The 384-nt window shown below is 71.4% G+C and carries 1 protein-coding gene; it reads right to left on the bottom strand.

Annotated features, from left to right (window positions below; all coding sequences use genetic code 11):
• Positions 1–384: transposase (locus BA895_RS11420; protein ID WP_139142614.1), on the bottom strand; the 384-nt coding region annotated here is incomplete at both ends.

The following is a 384-nucleotide window of genomic DNA, read 5'->3' as shown; positions in this document are numbered from 1 at the left end:
GCGTCGTAGAAGTCGAACAACCGAGCCCGGATCAGGTGTGGTTCGCACTCGCCCAGCAGCAGGCGCAGGCGTTCCTTCACGGCGTGCGCGGCGGCGATCTCATTCGTCGGGTCCTCGGCCGCGAGGGCGGCGTTGAACCGGGCCCGTTGGCGCACGCTGAGGTGCTCGTAGCCGGTCAACAACAGGCCCCGGGAGGCCCAGACCTTGTCGGTCGCGATGCCGCGGCGGCCGTGCAGCTCCCGGGCGATCCGCTGCCGCACCTGGGTCACCATCAGGTTGGCGAGGGCGACGAGGTGCCACTTGTCGACCGCGACCCGGGCGGTCGGTAGGGCGGTGCGGATCCCGGCCGCGTACGGCGCGGACGTGTCGATCACGACCAGCTCG

This window comes from Humibacillus sp. DSM 29435 (assembly GCF_001758225.1).
In the GTDB taxonomy this organism is placed as follows: domain Bacteria; phylum Actinomycetota; class Actinomycetes; order Actinomycetales; family Dermatophilaceae; genus DSM-29435.
This window is presented reverse-complemented; position numbering and strand designations above follow the sequence as displayed.